The 18,615-nt window shown below is 60.9% G+C and carries 16 protein-coding genes; 7 read left to right on the top strand and 9 right to left on the bottom strand.

Annotated elements, in window-relative coordinates:
• Positions 1-30: 30 nt before the first annotated feature.
• The 5 genes from HGI47_RS16625 to rpsM form a co-directional block, all read right to left on the bottom strand.
• Complete coding sequence (locus HGI47_RS16625) at positions 31-2,097, bottom strand: prolyl oligopeptidase family protein (RefSeq protein WP_240950247.1); 2,067 nt, start codon at positions 2,095-2,097, stop codon at positions 31-33.
• Positions 2,098-2,330: 233 nt separating this feature from the next.
• Positions 2,331-2,756 carry a 50S ribosomal protein L17 gene (gene rplQ / locus HGI47_RS16620; RefSeq protein WP_168853900.1) on the bottom strand — a complete coding sequence of 142 codons (426 nt, stop codon included), beginning with the start codon at positions 2,754-2,756 and terminating at the stop codon, positions 2,331-2,333.
• A gap of 119 nt (positions 2,757-2,875) precedes the next feature.
• On the bottom strand, positions 2,876-3,940 hold the full coding sequence (locus HGI47_RS16615) for a DNA-directed RNA polymerase subunit alpha (protein WP_168853899.1): 1,065 nt from the start codon (positions 3,938-3,940) through the stop codon (positions 2,876-2,878).
• A 121-nt stretch (positions 3,941-4,061) separates the two neighbouring features.
• A complete protein-coding gene (gene rpsK, locus HGI47_RS16610; RefSeq protein ID WP_008065643.1) occupies positions 4,062-4,451 on the bottom strand; it encodes a 30S ribosomal protein S11 in 390 nt (129 codons plus the stop codon).
• 49 nt (positions 4,452-4,500) lie between these two features.
• The gene (gene rpsM / locus HGI47_RS16605) at positions 4,501-4,869 is read right to left on the bottom strand and encodes a 30S ribosomal protein S13 (protein ID WP_168853898.1); all 369 of its coding nucleotides are present in this window, start codon (positions 4,867-4,869) and stop codon (positions 4,501-4,503) included.
• 381 nt (positions 4,870-5,250) lie between these two features.
• Between rpsM and HGI47_RS16600 the strand changes: the two genes are divergently transcribed.
• Together HGI47_RS16600 and HGI47_RS16595 are read left to right on the top strand one after the other, a co-directional pair.
• Positions 5,251-5,658 carry a DoxX family protein gene (locus HGI47_RS16600; RefSeq protein ID WP_168853897.1) on the top strand — a complete coding sequence of 136 codons (408 nt, stop codon included), beginning with the start codon at positions 5,251-5,253 and terminating at the stop codon, positions 5,656-5,658.
• Between the two features lie 59 nt (positions 5,659-5,717).
• Positions 5,718-6,512: a transglutaminase family protein gene (locus HGI47_RS16595; RefSeq protein ID WP_168853896.1), complete on the top strand. Its 795-nt coding sequence runs from the start codon at positions 5,718-5,720 to the stop codon at positions 6,510-6,512.
• A 130-nt stretch (positions 6,513-6,642) separates the two neighbouring features.
• Here HGI47_RS16595 and HGI47_RS16590 read toward each other — a convergent pair whose 3' ends face one another.
• From HGI47_RS16590 to hemF, 3 genes are all read right to left on the bottom strand, one after another.
• Complete coding sequence (locus HGI47_RS16590; RefSeq protein ID WP_168853895.1) at positions 6,643-7,164, bottom strand: hypothetical protein; 522 nt, start codon at positions 7,162-7,164, stop codon at positions 6,643-6,645.
• A 127-nt stretch (positions 7,165-7,291) separates the two neighbouring features.
• Positions 7,292-9,379 (bottom strand): bifunctional (p)ppGpp synthetase/guanosine-3',5'-bis(diphosphate) 3'-pyrophosphohydrolase, encoded by a 2,088-nt coding sequence (locus HGI47_RS16585; protein WP_168853894.1) that lies wholly within the window; start codon positions 9,377-9,379, stop codon positions 7,292-7,294.
• Positions 9,380-9,467: 88 nt separating this feature from the next.
• Positions 9,468-10,331, bottom strand: coding sequence for an oxygen-dependent coproporphyrinogen oxidase (hemF, locus tag HGI47_RS16580; protein WP_168853893.1), 864 nt, complete (start codon positions 10,329-10,331; stop codon positions 9,468-9,470).
• Between the two features lie 43 nt (positions 10,332-10,374).
• Between hemF and pdeM the strand changes: the two genes are divergently transcribed.
• The 4 genes from pdeM to HGI47_RS16560 all read left to right on the top strand — a co-directional run bounded on the left by pdeM (position 10,375) and on the right by HGI47_RS16560 (position 13,128).
• Complete coding sequence (pdeM, locus tag HGI47_RS16575; protein ID WP_168853892.1) at positions 10,375-11,049, top strand: ligase-associated DNA damage response endonuclease PdeM; 675 nt, start codon at positions 10,375-10,377, stop codon at positions 11,047-11,049.
• A 180-nt stretch (positions 11,050-11,229) separates the two neighbouring features.
• A complete protein-coding gene (gene infC / locus HGI47_RS16570) occupies positions 11,230-11,751 on the top strand; it encodes a translation initiation factor IF-3 (RefSeq protein WP_168853891.1) in 522 nt (173 codons plus the stop codon).
• A gap of 241 nt (positions 11,752-11,992) precedes the next feature.
• On the top strand, positions 11,993-12,301 hold the full coding sequence (locus HGI47_RS16565) for a hypothetical protein (RefSeq protein ID WP_168853890.1): 309 nt from the start codon (positions 11,993-11,995) through the stop codon (positions 12,299-12,301).
• Positions 12,302-12,414: 113 nt separating this feature from the next.
• Positions 12,415-13,128, top strand: coding sequence for a L,D-transpeptidase family protein (locus tag HGI47_RS16560; RefSeq protein ID WP_168853889.1), 714 nt, complete (start codon positions 12,415-12,417; stop codon positions 13,126-13,128).
• A 54-nt stretch (positions 13,129-13,182) separates the two neighbouring features.
• Here the strand turns inward: HGI47_RS16560 and HGI47_RS16555 are convergent, their stop codons facing one another.
• Positions 13,183-15,867 (bottom strand): TonB-dependent receptor, encoded by a 2,685-nt coding sequence (locus HGI47_RS16555; protein ID WP_168853888.1) that lies wholly within the window; start codon positions 15,865-15,867, stop codon positions 13,183-13,185.
• 353 nt (positions 15,868-16,220) lie between these two features.
• On the opposite strand from HGI47_RS16555, the gene typA reads away from it, so the two are divergent.
• Entirely contained in the window at positions 16,221-18,047 is a 1,827-nt protein-coding gene (gene typA / locus HGI47_RS16550) for a translational GTPase TypA (RefSeq protein ID WP_168853887.1), read from the top strand.
• The last annotated feature ends 568 nt before the right edge of the window (positions 18,048-18,615 follow it).

Raw genomic sequence — 18,615 nt, 5'->3', positions numbered from 1 at the left:
GAGACGCCTGACGCCTCCCCAGAAGGCCCGTCAGTCTTTCGGTTTCAGACCTGTCCAGTGCGCCAGAAACGCATAGACGTCCGCCGTTTCCTCGATCAGCTTCGAAACAGGCTTGCCCGATCCGTGCCCGGCGCGCGTCTCGATCCGTATCAGTTGAGGCTTCGGCCCAAGGCCTGACGCCTGCAACGCGGCGGCATATTTGAAGCTGTGCCCCGGCACCACGCGATCATCGGTGTCCGCCGTGGTCACTAACACTGCCGGATAGGGCGTGCCCGCCTTCACGTTGTGATAGGGCGAATAGGCGCGCAGCACGCGCCAATCGGCCTCGACATCGGGTTTGCCGTAATCGTCCGTCCAGTACCGCCCCGCTGTGAAGCGATCAAAGCGCAGCATGTCCATCACGCCTACCGCCGGATGCGCCGCCGCAAACAGGTCTGGCCGCTGGTTGACCACCGCGCCCACAAGCAAGCCGCCGTTCGATCCGCCTTCGACCGCAAGGCCGTCCTTGGGCGTCTTGCCGTTGGTAATCAGCCATTCGCCTGCCGCAATGAAATCATCAAACACGTTCTGCTTGCGCGCGCGCCGCCCGGCATCATGCCAGGCATCGCCATATTCCCCACCCCCGCGCAAGTTCGCCACGGCATAGGCTCCGCCACTCGCCAGCCACGCCATGCGCGCGGCGGAATAGCTGGGCGGCAGCGAGATGTTGAACCCGCCATAGCCATAGAGGATCGTCGGAACCGGCCCGGTCGCATCCTTGCGGCGCACCACGAACATAGGGATCTTGGTTCCGTCCTTCGAAGGATAGAACACCTGCTCAACCTTGTAGTCATTCGGCGCAAAGTTGAGCGGTACCTTCTGCCAAACCGCAGACTTCGCGGTCTTGGCGCTGATCTTGTAAACCGTGCCCGGCGTAGTGAAGCTGGTGAAGCCGAAATAACCGGTATCGTGTCCCGGCTTGCCCGAAAGCCCGGCCAGCGAGCCGATGCCCGGAAGTTCCATTGTGCCCAGCGGCTTGCCATCGAGCGTAAAGGTCCGCACTTCCGACTTCACGTCGCGCAGATACTCCACAAACAAACGGTCCCCGATGATCCGCGCGCCTTCAAGGTTCGCGTCGCTCGCCGCCACGATGGTCGTGAAGGTCGGCTCTGCGCCTGACAGATCGACCTTCACGACTTTCTTGAGCGGCGCATCCTTGCTGCTAACGAACCACAGCGTATCGCCCACGCCGTCGATCAGATCCCACTGCGCGGTCATGTCTGCGATCAGCGGGCGGATGGCCCAATCGCCCTTGCTGATGGGCGCGATTGCAACCGCAGCCAGCGGATCGGTGCCTTCGTGGCTGGTCACCACCAGCCACCGCGCATCGCTCGTCACTTGCGCGTTGTGGCCCCACTTGGGCTTATCCGGCGTGGCAAAGACCGGACGGTCGGCGGACTGCAGCGTGCCCAGCTTGTGATACCACACGGTCTGATTGTAGTTCAGCGCCTGAAAAGCCTCGCCTTCCTTCGGTGCCTCGAACCGCGAATAGAGTACGCCGTCGGTGCCGACCCACGCGATGCCGCTGAACTTTACCCACTTCAATTCGTCTGCCAGCGCCTTGCCATCGGCGGCGCTCACAAACTTCATCGTGCGCCAGTCGGAGCCGCCATCCTGCACGGTATAGGCGAGCGTCGCCCCATCGGGCGAAGGCTCCCACGCATCAAGCGCGGTTGCGCCGTCCTTGGCCCACCCATTGGGATCGAGCAGCACGCGGCCTTCAGGGGAGGCCTTATCACGCACGATCAGTTGCGCCTGATTCATCAGGCCGGAATTGAACGTATGGAACAGACGTCCACCCTCTTCATGTGGCACACCCCAGCGCGGATAGTCGAACAGGCCCTTGAGCTTCACTTCGAAAGCCGCGCGTTCCGGCAAGGCTTTGAGGTAGGCGTCGGTGAACTTGCTCTGCCCATCGACCCACGCCGCAACCTTCGGATCGACCCGCACATCCGCTTCAAGCCAGCGGTAGGGGTCGGCCACCTGCTCCCCAAACGCAGGCTCCACCACGGTCCCGCGTTCGGTCTGCGGGAAGGTCAAAGCGGGTTCAGCGGCCATTGCAGGCACCGTTAAGGCAACCGCCGAAACGGCGGCGACGAGGTGACGGTTCAAGGTCATGGGGGGCTTTCGTGCGACTCATTTCAGTTGCCGGTGAAACTAGGGATGGTTCAGCCAGATGCAAGCGAAGCTGAACAGGGTTACACTGTTTACAGGGTCCTGAGGAACAACGAAAAACGGGCGGAGCATCACGCCCCACCCGTTGATCTTTTCCGGCGAACCGCAGCGCGAAATTACGCGGCTTCGTATTCGTCCTCGTCCGCGTTCATCACCGGACCCGAATCCTGACCCTTGGCCGAGGTATCGCGGTCGACCAGTTCGATCACGGCCATCGGCGCAGCGTCCGAACCACGGTAGCCGGCCTTGATGATACGGGTATAGCCGCCGTTGCGATCAGCATAACGCTCTGCCAGAGCGCCGAACAGCTTCTGTTCCTGCACTTCGTCGAGCAGACGGGCGTGCGCGAGACGACGGTTCGAAAGACCGCCCTTCTTGCCCAGCGTGATCAGCTTTTCGAGATAGGGGCGCAGTTCGCGCGCCTTGGGGAGCGTGGTAGTGATCTGTTCGTGCTTGATCAGCGCGGCTGCCATGTTGCGCAGCATCGCAATGCGGTGAGCAGATGTACGACCCAGCTTACGCTGGCCCAGCTTGTGACGCATGGTATTACCTTTCCGTTCGTAGGGGGGCCGTGCGAGGTACCCCGATCCAGGCGGCTGTATTGGGTTGCCGCCAAGTTACCCTTTGAAAACAGGGCGTCCCGCAGGACGCCCCGAATTTCTTAACCAAGCAGCTCTTGTTCGAGCTTCTTGGCCATTTCTTCGATGTTTTCCGGCGGCCAGCCGGGGATGTCCATGCCGAGGCGCAGGCCCATCGACGAAAGGACTTCCTTGATCTCGTTGAGCGACTTGCGGCCGAAGTTCGGCGTGCGCAGCATCTCGGCTTCGGTCTTCTGGACCAGATCGCCGATGTAGATGATGTTGTCGTTCTTGAGGCAGTTGGCCGAACGGACCGAGAGTTCCAGCTCGTCCACCTTCTTGAGAAGGTAGCGGTTGAGCTGGTTCGCATCGCTTTCTTCGGGCGCATGGGTAGCAACGCCACCTGCAACCGAAGGAACGTGACCAACCGGCATCTGGTCGTCGAAGTGGACGAACAGCGCAAGCTGGTCCTGAAGGATGCGCGCGGCATAGGCCACGGCGTCTTCCGGGGTGATCGTGCCGTCGGTTTCGACCGTCAGGTTGAGCTTGTCGTAGTCAAGCTCCTGACCGATGCGGGCATTGTCGACCTTGTACGAGACCTGACGCACCGGCGAGTAGAGGGAATCGACCGGGATAAGACCGATCGGAGCATCCACCGGACGGTTCGACACGGCGGGGACATAGCCCTTGCCGGTATCGACAGTCAGTTCCATGTTGAAGGTCGCGCCTTCGTCGAGGTTGCAGATCACGAGATCCTTGTTCAGGACCTCCATGTCGCCGGTGACAGCAATGTCGCCAGCCTTGACCTCGCCCGGACCAGTGGCCGAAAGCTGCAGACGCTTCGGGCCTTCGCCCTGCATCTTGAGGGCAATCTGCTTCACGTTGAGCACGATGTCGGTCACATCTTCACGCACGCCGGCAAGCGACGAGAATTCGTGGAGAACGTTCTCGATCTTGATCGAGGTGACCGCCGCGCCCTGAAGCGAGGAGAGCAGCACGCGGCGCAGCGCGTTGCCGAGAGTGAGACCAAAACCACGTTCCAGCGGCTCCGCAACGAAAGTCGCGCGGCGCTTGGCATCGTTGCCCGGCTTGATCTCGAGATTGTTGGGCTTCTTCAGTTCCTGCCAGTTCTTGATGTTGACAGTCATGGAATTCCCCTGGGGTTTGTGCGGGCTTTTGCCGGTTGCCGGGATGCTTAATTCCCGGCTCCGGTCGAAGTATTGGGCAGCAGGGGCGCCGGTACCTGCGCCCCTGCTGCCTTATGCAGGATCAGACGCGACGGCGCTTCGACGGGCGAACGCCGTTGTGCGGGATCGGGGTCACGTCACGGATCGCCGTGATGGTGAAGCCAACCGCCTGAAGCGCGCGCAGCGCGCTTTCACGACCCGAACCGGGGCCCTTGACCTCGACTTCGAGGGTGCGGACACCGTGTTCGGCGGCCTTCTTGCCGGCATCGTCTGCAGCAACCTGTGCGGCATACGGGGTCGACTTGCGGCTGCCCTTGAAGCCCATCATGCCGGCCGACGACCACGAAATGGCGTTGCCCTGAGCATCGGTGATGGTGATCATGGTGTTGTTGAAGCTGGCGTTTACGTGCGCAACACCGCTGGTGATGTTCTTGCGCTCGCGGCGCTTAATGCGCTGAGGTTCGCGTGCCATTGTTTTCTATCCTCGAGAAACTGGGACGGAAGAAGGACCTGAAAAGGTCTTACTTCTTCTTGCCGGCGATCGGCTTGGCCTTGCCCTTGCGGGTGCGGGCGTTGGTGTGCGTGCGCTGGCCGCGGACCGGCAGGCCCTTGCGGTGACGCAGACCACGATAGCACGCGAGGTCCATCAGACGCTTGATGTTCATCGCCACTTCGCGGCGAAGATCGCCTTCCACAGTGTGATCAGCATCGATCGCTTCGCGGATCTGGAGCACTTCAGCGTCCGAGAGATCCTGCACGCGGCGAGTATGATCGATACCCAGCTTGTCAGCGATCTGCTTGGCCTTGAACGAGCCGATACCGTGAATGTAGGTCAGCGCGATGATAACGCGCTTGTTGGTGGGGATATTGACCCCGGCAATACGAGCCACTTGCTTCTCCGTTTGCTCCACAGGACGATGCGAATCACGCCGCACGCCCTATCTCATCGCGAAAAACACTCACGAATGCCGGGATTTCCGCAAAGTTTCAGGTGCTTAACCCTGACTTCGCAAAACATGCCCGACTGAGAGTGAAAGGCGCGATTAGGCGGTTTCGATAGTAACGTCAACCGCTGCGCAAACGAAGATCGCGGACAGCACGCCATGCCCGGCGCGGTCCTGCTCCATTACGGATGGATCATATCCCAATTCGTCGCCAAGGTCAAAACCATCGCGCGAAGGCCCCTCCCGGCCCGCTCACCCTGCCCGCCGTTGCATTTACCCTGCAATAATATTAGAAAACGTATTCTAAAAATATAGGGGGGGATGGCAATGTCTGAAAACGGCAAGTTCGCACTGGTGCGTCAGGGGCTGATCGTGGTGCTTACGCTACCGCTGGCGCTGTTTCATGGCTTCGTCGGTTGGCACAAGGCGTTCTCCTCCCATGCCGAACTTGTCATGCACAAGGCGTGGACCGCGCACCTTCCCGAAGCACTGGGCCGGGCCGTCGGCTGGCTGGAACTGGCCCTGACGCTCGCCTTTATCGCCGCTTTGCTGCGCACACGACTGACGCGTATGGGCGTGATGGCCTGCGCCGCGCTCGTGGTGCTTGAGGCGATTTCGCTGTTGACGCACCAGATCGCAAAGGACGGTGCCCCTGCCCTGCAGAATGTGGTGACCATTGTTGTCACCGCCTTTCTGGGCTGGCTCTATGCACGCAGGGCCGCCACCGCTACCTGAACCGCGACCGGCGCGGCAAAGCGCCGGAACTTTCCTCAGGATTGCGGATAGAGGCGACCATGACTCACGAAATCGACGTCGCCGTGCGCCTTGACTACACGATGCGCGAACAGGCCTCTGTGCTGATGCAGATCGGCGCGGCGGCACTGCCCGGGCAGGAGGTGCTGGAAAGCACGCTCGCGCTGACCCCGCCGGACGCGATGCGTGCCATCGCCGGGCATGGCGGCGTGGGAGAGCGCATCTGGTTGGAGCCGCGCGACAGGTTCGCTGTTGCCTATGACGCGAAGGTGCGCGTGACGCGCGAGGCAGCGATACTGGCGGCGCTGGCTGCCGATCCCCTGCCCTCGCTGCCCCCGGAGTATGTCGAATACCTGCTGCCCTCACGCTATTGCCCGGTCGATACGCTGCACGCGGCGGTAATCGACCAGTTCGGTGGGCTTGACGGCGGCATGGCGGTTTCGGCGGTGACCGAATGGATTGCCGGGCACCTGACCTATGTGCCGGGCTCCAGCCACGGCGGCACCACCGCGCTCGACACCTTCCATTCGCGCGAAGGTGTGTGCCGCGACTATGCCCACCTGCTGATCGCCCTGGTGCGCGGCCTCGGCATCCCGGCCCGCATGGTCAGCGCCTATGCGCCGGGCGTGACCCCGCCCGATTTCCACGCGCTGGCCGAAGTGTGGCTGCAAGGCGGCTGGCGTCTGGTGGACGCCACCGGCATGGCCGACCCGGCGCAGACCGTGGTGATCGGCGTGGGACGCGATGCGGCCGATGTGGCGTTTCTGACGATTTTTGGTGGGGCGGAGTTGAATGCGCAGTCGGTGGAGGTGGGGCAAAACGATTCAGATGGTTAATCTGTATCGCCTCCCCGTAATTCCCATTCGACAACGAAAGAAGAAATATGGGTCAAGTAGCCTGCTCCCGAAATTCTTCTACTATCCCGATTTTTTATTTAAGTGGGCTTGTTCACCCACGAGGCTGCCCTTATTTCGCGCGATCCTTGAACATCTGCAACCTCGCCACAGGGCTTTGCTCGATCAAATCTAAGAGCGTCAGACCGGTCTTTTGAAAATTCTTTGGATCGGATATGCGATAGAAGAAAAACCCATCGTTCGTCAGCCGTTCAACTGATCCGACGTAAAGGTACACCGAATCCGTAACGATCGGGAGAGGGGAATGGGACGGAGTTGTGGCTTCTAAATCATTGGCAAAAAGCGCAGCGCTCCTTAATGCTCCTCCATCACCCGAAAACTTGAGCGCCGTGATATAGGGGACGAAACCCAAGCCCTTCGGATAGCCTTCGGCATGGACGTCGCACCACGGAGAAATGAAGTAGGGATAGTACTTGCTGTTCTGCTCATGCAAAACGACAAATGACTGAAATCTACCTTCCCGCTCCCAGCAAGTACTTAGGTTGGTATAGGCTTCGGGGCTAACCGTTGAAACTGAGTTGTTTGCCGAACAAGCCGCAAGTATTGCCGTAGTCCAGATTAGTCGAATGCTCATGCTAATTTTGGGCATATTATACCTAATCCCTAGAATTACGGTGAAACTTTACTAAATACACCAATTCCCAAAATTACGGTGAAAATTGCGGTGACAGTTTACTAAATCCCCAATCACCCTCCCCCCCTCAAATCCGCTCCGCCTGCGCCACCGCCTCACTCGCGCGCAAAGCACTGACAATGCGCGTCAAATGCGCCAGATCGCGCACCTCCAAATCTACCTCATAAGTATGGAACGGGTTCTCGCGCTGGGTCATTTCCAGATTGACCACGTTGGCGTGGTTCTTGGCGAAGATGCCGGCCATTTCGGCCAATGTACCGGGGCGGTTGTAGAGTTCGGCGCGGAGGCGGCCAATTGCGCCGTCGGTGCGGGCGTCCCATGACAGGTCGATCCAGTCGGCGTCGACGCCATCGGCCAGCGTCATGCAGTCAATCGCGTGGACTTCCACGCCCTTGCCGGGGCGGCGCAGGCCGACGATGCGGTCGCCCGGCACCGGATGGCAGCAGTCGGCCAGCTTGAACGCCATGCCGGGCGTGAGGCCGCGCACCGCGATGGCGCGCTTCTGGCTGGGCCAGTTCTCTTCCGGGATATTCGCCGCGCTGCCCGGGACGAGCGCTTCCATCACCTGCCGGTCATCGATCTTGGCCGCGCCGATGGCGAACATCAGGTCTTCTTCGGTGGCGAGTTTCAGGCGCTTGAGCGCATCGGCCACGGCCTTCTTGCCGACCTTTGTGGGCAGGCGCTCCACGATCTCGTCATAGAGCTTGCGCCCGATGGCGGCGACTTCGGCGCGCTCCTTCTGGCGCACGAAGCGGCGGATGGCAGCGCGGGCCTTTCCGGTGACGACGAAACCGAGCCATGACAGTTGCGGTTCGGACGTGCGGCTCTTGATGATCTCCACCACATCGCCATTGCCCAGCGCCGTGCGCAGCGGCACGTGGCGGCCGTTGATCTTGGCCCCCACCGCCTGCGCGCCCAGATTGGTGTGGACGGCAAAGGCAAAGTCGATGGGCGTCGCGCCCTTGGGCAACTGGAACAGCGCGCCCTTGGGCGTGAAGGCAAAGATGCGATCCTGATAGATCGCCATCTTGGTGTTTTCGAGCAGCTCCTCGGCGTCGTGGCTGGATTCGAGGATTTCGATCAGGTCGCGCAGCCAGCCCACCTGCCCATCGGGCTTGTCGCTCTGCTTGTAAGCCCAGTGCGCGGCGAGGCCGAACTCGTTCAGCTCGTGCATCTCGCGCGTCTTGATCTGCACTTCCACGCGCATCGCGTTGGAATAGATCAGCGCGGTGTGGAGCGATCGGTAGCCGTTCATCTTGGGCGTGGAGATATAGTCCTTGAAGCGCCCCGGAATCATCTGCCACTGGCGGTGCAGGATGCCCAGCGCCTTGTAGCAATCGTCCTCGTTCTCGGTCAGCACGCGGAAGGCCATGATATCGGTGATCTGCTCGAACGAGACGTGGCGTTCGGCCATCTTGCGCCAGATCGAATAGGGGTGCTTTTCGCGGCCAGAAACCTCTACCCGCAGCCCCGCCTCGGCCAGCGACTGCTTGATCTGGAGCGCGATGGCATCGACCTGCGCGCCTTCCTCGCTGCGGATCGCGGACAAGCGGCCCGTGATCGTGGCGTAGGCTTCGGGTTCGAGCTGCTCGAACGCCAGCAACTGCATCTCGCGCATGTATTCGTACATGCCCACCCGCTCTGCCAGCGGGGCGTATATATCCATCGTCTCGCGCGCAATGCGGCGGCGCTTTTCCTCGCTCTTGATATAGTGGAGCGTGCGCATGTTGTGCATGCGGTCCGCCAGCTTGACCAGCAGGACGCGCAAGTCCTCGCTCATCGCCAGCAGGAACTTGCGCAGGTTCTCCGCCGCGCGCTCGCTCTCGCTCATCGTCTCGATCTTGGAAAGCTTGGTCACGCCATCGACCAGCCGCGCCACATCGGGGCCGAACAGGCGCTCGATCTCGTCCACCGTGGCCAGCGTATCCTCAACGGTATCGTGGAGCAGCGCAGTGATGATCGTGTCCTGATCGAGCTTCAGCTCGGTCATCAAACCCGCCACTTCTACCGGGTGGGAGAAGTAAGGGTCACCGCTGGCGCGCTTCTGCGTGCCGTGCTTCTGCACGGTATAGACATAGGCACGGTTGAGCATCGCCTCGTCCGCTTGCGGATCATAGGCGAGAACACGTTCGACAAGTTCGTACTGGCGCAGCATCTATGCCCTAGATGGCGGCAAGCAGCCCTTTCCCGCAAGAGGGAAAGCCTCGCAATTGCAATAGATTTGCTTGATCAATTGGGAAGCGTCAGATCCACACGGCTTGCGGTGGCAGGCTCATCAGGATGGCGTCGATGTTGCCACCGGTCTTGAGGCCGAACAGCGTGCCCCGGTCCCACACCAGATTGAATTCGGCATAGCGCCCGCGATATTCGAGTTGGCGCAGCTTCTCGGCATCGTTGAACGCCATGCCCATGCGGCGGCGAACGAGCGTGGGGAACACTGCCAGAAACGCCTCGCCCACATCGCGGGTGAAGGCAAAGTTGGCGTCAAACGCCGCATCATCTGCGCATTCCAGGTGATCATAGAAAATGCCGCCCACGCCGCGATGAACCTTGCGGTGGGGGATCCAGAAGTAGTCGTCCGCCCACTTCTTGAACTTGGGGTAGTATTCCGCATCGTGTCGATCACAAGCGGCCTTGTAGGTCGCGTGGAACTCCACCGTATCCTCGTCATAAGGGATCGGCGGGTTAAGATCGCCGCCGCCCCCGAACCATGCCTTGCTGGTGGTCAGGAAGCGGGTGTTCATGTGGACGGCGGGCACATGCGGGTTGGCCATGTGCGCCACAAGGCTGATACCGGTGGCGGTAAAGCCCGGTGCATCGGCGCTGGCCCCATTGATCGTGCCGGCAAACTCTTTCGAAAATTCGCCGTGCACGGTCGAAACGTTCACGCCGACCTTTTCGAACACTTTGCCTTTCATCAGGCCCTGAACGCCGCCACCGCCATTCGCCACGGCTTCGCCTTCGTGCTCGCGGTTCCACGGCGTGTACGTGAATGACGCATCAGACCCCGCCTCACGCTCTATAGCTTCGAATTCGGCGCAGATCCGGTCACGCAAGGTTTCGAACCATGTGCGGGCGCGGGCGGTGTGATCGGTCCAGTTGCTCATGCCCGGCCCTTGCCAAGACAATCCGTATACGGCAAGGGGAAGTATGGTTCCCTTTTCGTTCGCATCACAGGAGTTCCGGCTCGGTCCGTCACGCGCAGTGTTCTGGGCTGAAGAAAACGCGCTGCTGGTGGCGGACCTGCACCTTGAGAAGGCCAGCTTCTTTGCCCGGCACGGCCAGATGCTCCCGCCTTATGACAGCCGCGCCACACTGGAGCGGCTGGCGGATGCCTTGCGCCACACTGGGGCGCGCCGGGTGTTCTGCCTTGGTGATTCGTTTCATGATGCCGCAGCCGTAGCCCGGATGGAGCCGCACGCAGCCGGAATGCTCGATGCCCTGACGCGCACAACAGACTGGGTTTGGATCACCGGCAACCACGATGAAGACGCTGCAGCACCGGGCGGGACGCTGGTCGATGAACTTGATGTGCGCGGCATAAAGCTGCGCCACATCGCCCGCAAGGGCAGCGCAGAGGCGGAAGTTTCCGGCCACTTTCACCCCAAGCTGCGCGTATCGATCCGGGGCCGCAGCATCGCCCGTCCTTGCGCTGTGGCGAGCGAGAACCGCCTGATTCTCCCAGCTTTTGGCGCGTTAACCGGGGGTATGGATGCTGGCGATCCGGCTATCCTTGCCGCATTGCAGCCTGCCCGCGCCATCGATGCTATCGTCCCGGCAGGTGCAAAGCTGGCGCGCTTCGCGCTTTGGCGTCAGCCCGTCTGACCAAGCTCTGAAATGCGGCCTCATCCGGGATTCCGTGCAACACGCGAACACCAATCGGTGATTGCCGGGAACTTCATGCAAACCGGGCCTTTCAAAGGCCGCACATTGTGATATGAGCGCGCCAATCGTATATTTGGGCAAACTGCAGGAGAAAGCACTATAGCTCCCCCACCGCGGCGCATGATGGCGCCCCCCGTCAAGAGCGGGCCTCGCTTCAACCATATGATCAACGTGCCCAAGGTGCGCGTGATCGACGGTGATGGTGAGAACCTGGGTGTGATGTACACCCGCGAAGCAATCGAACAGGCTGCCGAAGTCGGCCTGGATCTCGTTGAGGTTTCACCCAACGCTGACCCGCCGGTCTGCAAGTTCCTCGATGTCGGCAAGTTCCGGTACGAGGCGCAGAAGAAGGCAAATCTTGCCCGCAAGAGCCAGAAGACGCAGGAGATCAAGGAGATCAAGATGCGTCCGAACATCGATGACCACGATTACGACACGAAGATGCGTAACGTCACGAAGTTCATCGGTGAAGGTGACAAGGTCAAGATCACCCTGCGTTTCCGTGGCCGCGAACTTTCGCACCAGCAGCTCGGCATGAACCTGCTGCGCAAGGTGCAGGACGACGTGGCGGAAATCGCCAAGGTCGAAGCCTTCCCCCGCATGGAAGGTCGCCAGATGCTGATGGTCCTCGCGCCGAAGTAAGCGCGGGAACATTGCAGAAGGCCTGAAGGGCGTGCCGCAAGGCGCGCCCTTTTCGTTTGGCTTGCGCCTACTCCTTGCGTCGCTGCTGCGCAACGCCCTGTCTTGCGGGGCAATGTCCTGCCCCGGCCACCAATCAATTCAGCCACATCCCCGCACGCTCCGGCGATTCAGCCATGCCCTTTTTTCGCAACCGCGCGTTGCCGCCGCGGTTCGCCAAAAAACCAAACAAGGAGCAATATATATGATGCCGTCTCTCAAGATCATCCCTGCGGTTGCCATCATGGCCGGTTCGCTTGGGCTGGGTGGCTGCGCCACCAAGGGCTATGTCAACGAACAGATCGCTACGGTAAACCAGCGCATCGACGGGGTGGAAGGCCGCTTGCAGGCAACTGACGGCGTTGCACAGGCAGCACGCGGCGAGGCTCAGGCTGCCAATGCCCAGTCGCAGACCAACACCCAGCGTATCGACCAGCTTACCGGTCGTGTGGACAGCATGGACCAGCGCATGATGCAGATGCAGCAGCAGCCGCAAAAGCGCGCTCGCAACTGAGGCACACTAGCATACTGACGTAGTTTCCCCCGCCGGGCGGGCAGCAGCATGGCCAATTCCGCAGGGCCGCTGTTGCCCGTCCGGTTCCTCAAAAAGATTGAGCTAAAAGACACATGGCGAAAGTATTGGGCGTATTAACCGGGCTGGCCTTGTTGTTTTCACCGCCCGTTGCTGAAACTGCCTTTGCCGCTCCCACCCAATCAGCCTCAGCGAAAAAGAAAAGCGTCTCACGCAAGCAGGCCGCCCCCGCCAAGCCTTTCGAACTTCCGCCGCTCAGCATTGCCGCCCAGCGTGTGACCGATTGGGTTGCCGACAGCGGCGATAATCAAGCCCTGCCCTATATCGTGATCGACAAGCGTGCCGCGATGATCCTTGTCTATGATGCTGGCGGAAAGCCAGTTGCCAGCGGCCCGGTGCTGATCGGTATTGCCGAAGGCGACGAGGCAACGCCGGGCGTCGGCTCCAAAAGCCTTTCCGAAATCGGCCCGGCTGAGAAGACAACGCCCGCAGGCCGCTTTCTCGCGAAATTCGGCAAAGCCGCCGGAAACACTAAGGTGCTATGGGTGGATTACGCCACTTCCGTCGCCATCCACACCATTCCGGCGGGTAACAAGGAAAACCGCACGAAGCGCATGTTGTCGCCCGCAATAGACGACAACCGCGTGACTTTCGGCTGCATCAACGTGCCCAAGGCGATCTACAACGGCAAGATCGCCCCCATGTTCGGCAAGAAGGGCGGCTACGTCTATATCCTGCCCGATACAAAGTCCCTTGAAGCAGCCTTCCCGGCGCTTCATGCGCGCCCCTTGGCAGACGTGGTACGCTGAAACCAAGAAGGGAGCCTCGCGGCCCCCTTCCCGTCTCCCCAACCTTATCCCAGGTCAGAACCGGTAGCGCGCGGCCACGCCATAAGTGCGGGGCTGGCTGGTGTAGCCAGAGATCGAACCCGGCTGCGCAGGCGTATCGAAGATTGACAGCAGATAGCGCGCATCCGTCAGGTTACGGCCCCACACGGTCAGTTCCAGCCCCATCGGCATGACCCAGCTGAGCGAGGCGTTCAACTCGTTGACTTCGCGGCGATAGGGCCGTGCTGCGGCAATCGCCACCTGCGTTCCGCCGTCGAGGAAGCCAGGCAGCCCCTCCGCGATCTGCACCGGCGATTCATAATGGAAATCGCCGCGCAGGATCAGGTGGTGGCCGCTGTTGAACTCGTGGTCATAGGATGCGCCGAAGGTCGACGAGATGGCAGGAATGCCCGCCGGGCGCGTTTTGGAAAGATCGCCGACCGCCGAAAGCACGAAGCTGTCATACTTCGGATCGAGGTAGGTCATCCCGACATTGAGCTGCAGGCCTTTTGCAGGCTTGACCGTGCCTTCAAACTCCAGCCCGCGCACCGATTGCTTGCCAGCATTGGCCAGCACAAAGCCCGATCCCGTGAAGGTGTTCGACTGGAAGCCATTGATACGCTGATCGAACGCCGCAAGGTTTGCGGTCACAAGGCCCCAATCTGCCTTCAGCCCGATTTCATAGACGGTGGAGCTTTCCGGCCCGGCAAAGCGGCTGCCGTAGGTCTGGTTCACCACCGTCAGGCGATTGGCGATCAGTGCTGCGCGGTCTGCCGGGAATGGGCGGCTATCGCGCGAAAGGTTGATCGAGCTTGCCTTGAACCCGGTCGCGTAGCTGGCATAGACGTTGATGTCGTCGGTCAGGTCATAAGCTACGCGGACGATATAGGTGAACTTGTCGTCGCTGGTCCGCCCCGGCTCCACCGCATTGGGCACGGCAAGGAACGGCGGCAGGAACTGCAACCGCTGCAATGCCAGCAACGGGTTACCTACCGTCAGCGGGTTGGCATCAGCCGCCGCCGCACTGGTCGAAAGGTTGGCGTTGAGCGCGGCAAAGCCTGCCGCTTGCGTCTGCAAGGCGGCGAACTGGGCTGGATTGGCCTGTGCGAATGCCGCAATCGTGGCCGGATTGGTCGTGCCAAGTGCGGTCGAGATGAACGTGCGGCTCAGCGCCGTGCCGCCGATCTGCACCAGATCGAGATTGGCGAAAACGTCGCTCGAATCCGCCGCTGCAGCGAAGTTCTTGGTATCCTTGGTATAGTTCACACCACCGGTAACGGTGATCTTGTCACCGAGCTTGAAATCCGCCTGGCCGAAGAACGAATAAGCCTCGTTCTTCAGGCGATAGCGTTCGTCCAGCTTCTGCCCAGCAGCGAAGAACTGTCCACTATAGTTGGTGCCGGTCAAGCCGCTGATCGTCGCTTCCAGGCTGGGGAGCGACTGCGTGTTCTGCGTGAGGCCACGGATAATGAAATCCGCATAACCGCGCGCCTGCGTGCCCCATCCGATCTGGTTGGTCTGGCGAATGTTCTCGTTGAAGTAATAACCGCCCAGCAGGAAGTTCAGCGGGCCATCCATGTTGGTGGCGACGCGCAGTTCCTGCGTGAACGTCTTGATCGCCTGATCCTGTGCGTTGAACCCGATCAGGTCGGCGCTGGAAAAGTCCGAATCCTGATTGGTCGCCGCGTCCGTGCGGCGATAGGCGCTGATCGAGGTAAAGGTCAGCGGGCCGAGATCATAATCGACCTGCCCCGAAAAACCCCAGTTCTTGATATCGTTGGTGGAATCGATGTTCGAATAGGTGCGGTCGGCATAGACCTCGTTCGGCCCGTTCACCTGCCCGCCCAGCGCACGGATCGCCAGCGTGGCATCCGAAGGCCGCAGGTTGACCACACCGCAGCACAGTTCGTCGATCTTCGAATAATCGCCGATCAGGCGCACCCGCATCTGCGAATTCGGCTCCCACAGCGCCTGCCCGCGCACAAACCAACGGTCGCGCTCGTTCGTGGCGTTGCCGGTGCCAAGGTCTTCGTTATAGCCGTCACGCTTGTTCAACCCGCCCGCAAGGCTCACCGCCAGTTGCTCGCTCACCGGGCCGGTGACCACGCCTTTCAGCACCAGCGCATCGTAATTGCCATAGCTCGCTTCGACATTGCCGCCGAAATCGAACTTCGGCGCATCGGTCACGATCGAGATCACGCCCACGCTGGCGTTCTTGCCGAACAGCGTGGACTGCGGCCCGCGCAGCACTTCGATGCGCTGAACGTCGGGGAAATCACCGATTTGCGCGGCAGAGCGCGAGCGGTAAACGCCATCGACAAACACGCCGACCGAAGGCTCGATCCCAGCATTGTTCGCCCCGTTGCCGAAGCCGCGAATGATGAAATTGGTGTTCGCGCTCGATTGCAACTGCGTCACGCGGAGCGACGGCACCACGCTGACCAGATCCTTCAGATCGCGAATCTGCGCCTGCTCCAGCGTCTTGGCCGTCGTCACCGACACCGCCACCGGCACGTCCTGCAGCGTCTGCGCGCGCTTGGTAGCCGTAACGATGATCTCGTTCCCGCTCGCCACCGCTTCGGGCATGTCGGTTGCCGGCTGGGCCATTTCGCCTGCTTCGGCGTCCTGCGCCTGCGCGCTTGCCGAGAAAGCGAGTGCCAGCCCGCAAGCCCCAGCGAGAAGCGCGGTGCGGCCACTGCGGCGGCCAAGTTCGAATGTCATCGCTGCAAAATTCCTTAAATCATTCCGGCTGTTTATGCCGTGTTAGAGGCCGCCCGTGGGCAGCCGCAGGTCATCCTTGTTTCCCATGCACAGTGATAAACACCTGCATCCGCGCTAACAATCGTGGTCCGCCCCGATACTGTGCCTTCATCATGCATTTCCATGCACTGTTGCAATCCGGTCACACTCGCAACCGGTTGCGCCCTTCTGACTTAGCGTGCTTGCCGCAACGCACCCTTCTGACTCAGCGTGCTTGCCGCAACGCACAATCTCCTCTATGCGCGCGCCGATACCGGAGCGGGCCTGTGCTTGTCCCGATCTCCCACCCGATTCCAAACCGAAAGCCCGTTTTCATGTCCGCCCAGCAGCGCAACATCGCGATCATCGCCCACGTCGACCACGGCAAGACCACGCTGGTTGACCAGCTCTTCCGCCAGTCCGGCACCTTCCGTGACAATCAGCGCGTTGAAGAGCGCGCGATGGATTCCAACGATCTCGAAAAAGAACGCGGGATCACCATTCTCGCCAAGCCGACCTCGATCGAATGGAACGGCATCCGCATCAACATCGTCGACACCCCCGGCCACGCCGACTTCGGTGGCGAGGTTGAGCGCATCCTCAGCATGGTCGACGGCGTGATCCTGCTGGTTGACAGCTCTGAAGGCGCGATGCCGCAGACCAAGTTCGTCACCGGCAAAGCGCTGGCACTGGGCCTCAAGCCCATCGTCGTCGTCAACAAGGTTGATCGTCCTGACGAACGCATTCAGGAAGTGCTCGACGAAGTGTTCGACCTTTTCGTCACGCTCGATGCGAACGACGAACAGCTTGAATTCCCCGTGCTCTACGCTTCGGGCCGCAACGGCTATGCCAGCACCGATCCCGATCGCCGCGAAGGCACGCTGGAGCCGATGTTCCAGCTCATCGTCGATCACGTGCCGCCGCCGAACCTCGATGAAGACGCGCCCTTCACCTTCCTCGCCACGCTGCTGGATCGTGACAACTTCCTGGGCCGCGTCCTCACCGGTCGCGTCCAGTCGGGCACGATCCGCGTCAACGATCCAATCCGCGCGCTCGACATGGAAGGCAAGGTCATCGAAACCGGTCGCGCCTCCAAGATCATGACCTTCCGTGGCCTCGATCGCGTGCCGGTCGAGGAAGCCAAGGCAGGGGATATCATCTCGCTGGCAGGCCTCACCGTCGCCACCGTGTCGAACACCATCGCCGCACCGGAAGTGACCGTGCCGATCAAGGCCCAGCCGATCGATCCGCCGACCCTGTCGATGCGCTTTGCGGTGAACGACAGCCCGATGGCCGGCCGTGAAGGTTCCAAGGTCACCAGCCGCATGATCCGTGACCGGCTTGAGCGTGAGGCGGAATCGAACGTCGCCATCCGCATCACGGAGTCGGCTGACAAGGACAGCTTCGAAGTCGCCGGTCGCGGTGAACTTCAGCTTGGTGTGCTGATCGAAACGATGCGCCGCGAAGGCTTCGAACTCGGCATCAGCCGCCCCCGCGTGCTGTTCCAGAAGGACGAGGACGGCAATCTGCTCGAACCCTACGAAACCGTGATGATCGACGTGGACGACGAGCATTCGGGCACCGTGGTTGACAAGATGGCCATCCGTAAGGCCGAGTTGACCGACATGCGCCCCTCGGGCGGCGGCAAGACCCGCATCACCTTCTCGGCCCCGTCGCGCGGCCTCATCGGCTACCACGGCGAATTCCTGTCGGACACGCGCGGCACCGGCATCATGAACCGCCTGTTTGAAAAGTACGGTCCGCACAAGGGCAAGATCGAAGGCCGCAAGAACGGCGTGCTGATCTCCAACGGCAACGGTGAAGCCGTCGCCTATGCCCTCGGCCCATTGGAAGAACGCGGCATCCTGTTCGTCGGCGTGGGCACCCCGCTGTACGAAGGCATGATCATCGGAGAAAACGCCAAGCCCGAAGATCTCGAAGTCAACCCGATGAAGTCCAAGCAGCTCACGAACTTCCGTTCGACCGGCAAGGACGACGCCATCCGCCTCACCCCGCCCAAGATCATGACGCTCGAACAGGCCATCGCCTATATCGACGACGATGAAATGGTCGAAGTGACGCCCAAGTCGATCCGCATCCGCAAGGCGATCCTCGATCCGAACGAGCGCAAGAAGGCCTCGCGGAAGAAGGAAGCGGCGTAAGGAAAAACGAAAGGGCGGCTCGAAAGGGCCGCCCTTTCTCTTTAGCCTCCCCTCCCTCAAGCGGGAGGGGCCGGGGGAGGGCCTGTTACAAAAGCTCCTCCCCGGAACGGGGAGCGGGACCACCGAAGGTGATGGAGGGGTCGGACCGCGCGCACCACGCACAACCCAAACAAGAAAAGCAAAAATGCAACGGCTGCCACCCTCGCGCTCCAGCGAAACGGTCGCTACAATGTTCGACAGGCCGATTGAGTTCTTGCCGCAAGCTGGAACCCAGTACGACGTACGTTTCGAGATTGGCTTGGGCCAAATCGAGGTGACCGGCGATGGACAATGACACAGCTATATGTCACTGACCTATAAATGATTTTGGCGGGCTTAGGCATGACAAGAGCAATTGGACTTAGAATTTACTGCCTTTCAGTGGCAGAACGGGGAAATCCAAAGAAGACGATCTCTTATGGATCGCAGCAGCTGGACACCCGCAAAAACTCCTCGCGTTGAGGTCTTTGCTGTGATTCATTCGGGGCATTGGACGGAGAGGTTTGATGCACCCACGCAGCCTGTTTTC

This window comes from Novosphingobium sp. ERN07, from assembly GCF_012641335.1.
In the GTDB taxonomy this organism is placed as follows: Bacteria; Pseudomonadota; Alphaproteobacteria; order Sphingomonadales; family Sphingomonadaceae; genus Novosphingobium.
The sequence above is the reverse complement of the archived record's forward strand: the minus strand, read 5'-3'. Positions and strand labels throughout refer to the sequence as shown.

Bases quoted from the DNA above. Each gene is read 5' to 3' on its own strand.
- rplQ (WP_168853900.1), bottom strand. From the start codon at position 2,756: ATGCGTCACAAGCTGGGCCAGCGTAAGCTGGGTCGTACATCTGCTCAC.
- HGI47_RS16600 (WP_168853897.1), top strand. From the start codon at position 5,251: ATGTCTGAAAACGGCAAGTTCGCACTGGTGCGTCAGGGGCTGATCGTG.
- HGI47_RS16565 (WP_168853890.1), top strand. From the start codon at position 11,993: ATGATGCCGTCTCTCAAGATCATCCCTGCGGTTGCCATCATGGCCGGT.
- pdeM (WP_168853892.1), top strand. From the start codon at position 10,375: ATGGTTCCCTTTTCGTTCGCATCACAGGAGTTCCGGCTCGGTCCGTCA.
- rpsK (WP_008065643.1), bottom strand. From the start codon at position 4,451: ATGGCACGCGAACCTCAGCGCATTAAGCGCCGCGAGCGCAAGAACATC.
- HGI47_RS16590 (WP_168853895.1), bottom strand. From the start codon at position 7,164: ATGAGCATTCGACTAATCTGGACTACGGCAATACTTGCGGCTTGTTCG.
- hemF (WP_168853893.1), bottom strand. From the start codon at position 10,331: ATGAGCAACTGGACCGATCACACCGCCCGCGCCCGCACATGGTTCGAA.
- infC (WP_168853891.1), top strand. From the start codon at position 11,230: ATGATGGCGCCCCCCGTCAAGAGCGGGCCTCGCTTCAACCATATGATC.
- typA (WP_168853887.1), top strand. From the start codon at position 16,221: ATGTCCGCCCAGCAGCGCAACATCGCGATCATCGCCCACGTCGACCAC.
- HGI47_RS16625 (WP_240950247.1), bottom strand. From the start codon at position 2,097: ATGGCCGCTGAACCCGCTTTGACCTTCCCGCAGACCGAACGCGGGACC.
- HGI47_RS16595 (WP_168853896.1), top strand. From the start codon at position 5,718: ATGACTCACGAAATCGACGTCGCCGTGCGCCTTGACTACACGATGCGC.
- HGI47_RS16555 (WP_168853888.1), bottom strand. From the start codon at position 15,867: ATGACATTCGAACTTGGCCGCCGCAGTGGCCGCACCGCGCTTCTCGCT.
- HGI47_RS16615 (WP_168853899.1), bottom strand. From the start codon at position 3,940: ATGACTGTCAACATCAAGAACTGGCAGGAACTGAAGAAGCCCAACAAT.
- HGI47_RS16585 (WP_168853894.1), bottom strand. From the start codon at position 9,379: ATGCTGCGCCAGTACGAACTTGTCGAACGTGTTCTCGCCTATGATCCG.
- HGI47_RS16560 (WP_168853889.1), top strand. From the start codon at position 12,415: ATGGCGAAAGTATTGGGCGTATTAACCGGGCTGGCCTTGTTGTTTTCA.